The 2,340-nt window shown below is 46.7% G+C and carries 3 protein-coding genes; 2 read left to right on the top strand and 1 reads right to left on the bottom strand.

All coding sequences use genetic code 11. The annotated features are described in order from the left end of the window. Positions 1-37 precede the first annotated feature (37 nt). Together B7Y67_RS15495 and B7Y67_RS15490 are read left to right on the top strand one after the other, a co-directional pair. Positions 38-1,012 (top strand): folate-binding protein, encoded by a 975-nt coding sequence (locus B7Y67_RS15495; protein ID WP_293599405.1) that lies wholly within the window; start codon positions 38-40, stop codon positions 1,010-1,012. A gap of 27 nt (positions 1,013-1,039) precedes the next feature. Beyond that, positions 1,040-1,897: an NRDE family protein gene (locus B7Y67_RS15490; protein ID WP_215303678.1), complete on the top strand. Its 858-nt coding sequence runs from the start codon at positions 1,040-1,042 to the stop codon at positions 1,895-1,897. A 19-nt stretch (positions 1,898-1,916) separates the two neighbouring features. On the opposite strand, the gene B7Y67_RS15485 is transcribed toward B7Y67_RS15490, so the two are convergent. Then, on the bottom strand, positions 1,917-2,340 hold a 424-nt coding region (locus tag B7Y67_RS15485; protein ID WP_293599404.1), incomplete at its 5' end, for a PaaI family thioesterase.

Genomic DNA, 2,340 nt, shown 5'->3' with positions numbered 1-2,340 from the left:
AGCACATGACCCTCAGCCCTAAAAACCCCCAATGCCAATGACCTTTTTGAACCATGGATCCACCCTTCTTCCCAATTGGGGTTTAATTCTGGTCGAAGGCTCTGATGCAGCTACCCTCCTTCAAAGTCAGCTCAGTAATTCAGTGTTGGGCTTGAAGCGCACTGTTTCGGGAGAGATAGCCCAAGGACTTGGCTCAGTTCGTCTGGTGGGATATTGCAGTCCTAAAGGGCGTCTCTTAGCTAGTGCTTGGCTTGGCTTATTTCCAGAATCTCCCGACTCAGATGATCGCTTTGCACTCTTTGTCTCTAAAGATATTGCCGCTAGTATTGCCAAACGATTGGCGATGTATGTTCTGCGGTCAAAAGTAAAAGTTGTGGATGCCTCAAATGATTGGGAAATTCTTGGTGCATATCGAGATGATCACAATCTTGAATCAGCCAATCAACTGAATAACTCTCTTGTCTTGCGGATGCCAGATGTTTCAATTTCCAATCACACATTTGAGCGCTTACTCATTGCCAAAAGAAAATCTGAATCCAGCGAATCGATCATCGAGGTTGATGCTCTAGCGCAATGGGATCGCCTCGAGGTATTAAGTGGTATCCCTCGGATTGTCTTAGCAACCCAAGAGCAATTTGTCCCGCAAATGGTCAATTTTGAATCTGTAGCAGGCGTTGATTTTAAAAAAGGTTGTTACCCTGGGCAAGAGATTGTTGCTAGAAGCCAATACCGTGGTGCAGTTAAGCGTAGGTTACAACTTGCCAGTAGCAATTTAAGTGCATCTGCGCTGGATTTTGCTAAACCAGGTGTAGAGCTATTTCACGAAAGCGATTCCACTCAGCCTTGCGGTATGGTGGTACTTGCAGCGACTAAGCCAGAAAATGCAGATCAAATGGATTTTCAGATTGAATGCAAGCTAGATGCTCTTGAGACTGGGGAAATCCATCTAGGCATGCCTACCGGCCCTGTGTTAAAAATAGGCACACTACCCTATCCTTTATTAGAAATTTAATTTCATTATTAGCCCCGCTTATCCCATATGTGCTTAATTCTCTTTGCCTGGAAATCACATCCAGACTACCCTTTGGTAGTAGCGGCAAATCGAGATGAGTTTTATGAGCGTGACACTGACCCCCTGGGTTGGTGGGAAGAACATCCTCATGTTTTAGCTGGAAAAGATCGAGCTGATGTATTGGGTAGCCCAGGAACTTGGCTGGGTTTTACTAAAACAGGTCGCTTTGCTGCGCTAACTAATGTCAGGGCACCTAGTGAAAAAAATCCAGATGCCAGAACACGCGGGGAGCTCAGCCTTCGCTACCTGACAGGTCAGCATAAGCCACATGCTTATGTTCAAGAAAACGCAAAGCGATTTGATCAATACAACGGCTTTAATCTACTCATGGCAGATCTCAGTGATCCTGAGAATGCTGAGATGCATTGGGTAAGCAATCGCCTGATGATGGGGCAAAATATTCGCCCAAGAAAAGTGTTTCCTGAGCAAGCTCTTAGCCCTGGTGTCTATGGTCTATCGAATGCCATGCTCGACACACCATGGCCCAAAGTGAACCATCGAGTTGCAGCATTTGCCCAAACATTGGCAATGGATAGTGGCCAACTGAAGAATGCAGATCACTACTTACGCGTATTGGCCGATACCCATGAAGCTAGTCCACAGGAGTTGCCCAGTACTGGTGTGAACCCAGATTGGGAAAGAGCCCTATCAGCAGCATTTATCAAGACACCATCTTACGGAACGCGTTCTAGTACCATTTTGCGCGTTCGCAATGATGGTCAGTTCGAAATGGTGGAAAGACGTTTTGATGCCAATGGCACTGTAGGCCATGATGTTGTCACTGGAGAGCTCAGCTCTGCCCCCGGATCAAACCTATCGGTATAGCCTTCCGATCAAGGCGGAGTTATTTCTGCTGACGCGAATCCTCATTGATGACTCGTTCGCCATTTGCATCTTTAGTGGCGAGTCTTTTTAGAAACTGAAACGTTCCTGTTGCCATACAGCAGATCTCGCCCTGATCGTTATAGAGCTTTGCCTCACAAAAAGCCATTGTGGCAGTTCGACGAACAGTATCGGCCTTCACACGCAAGATGCCATTAGCTGCCTGCATAAAGTTATTTTTCATCTCCACTGTCACAACGCTACGATCACCTGGATCACTGGATCGAGCGGCGACCGCCATAGCAACATCCATCAGCGTGAGCAATACACCACCATGGGCTACATCCCAGGTATTGGTATGCTCAGGCTTGAGGGCAAGCAGTATTTCACCTTTACCCATTTCAGCGCTGATAAGACGAACGCCAAGTAGTTTCAAAAAAGGGACA

The organism is Polynucleobacter sp. 35-46-11 (assembly GCF_002281105.1).
The sequence above is the reverse complement of the archived record's forward strand: the minus strand, read 5'-3'. Positions and strand labels throughout refer to the sequence as shown.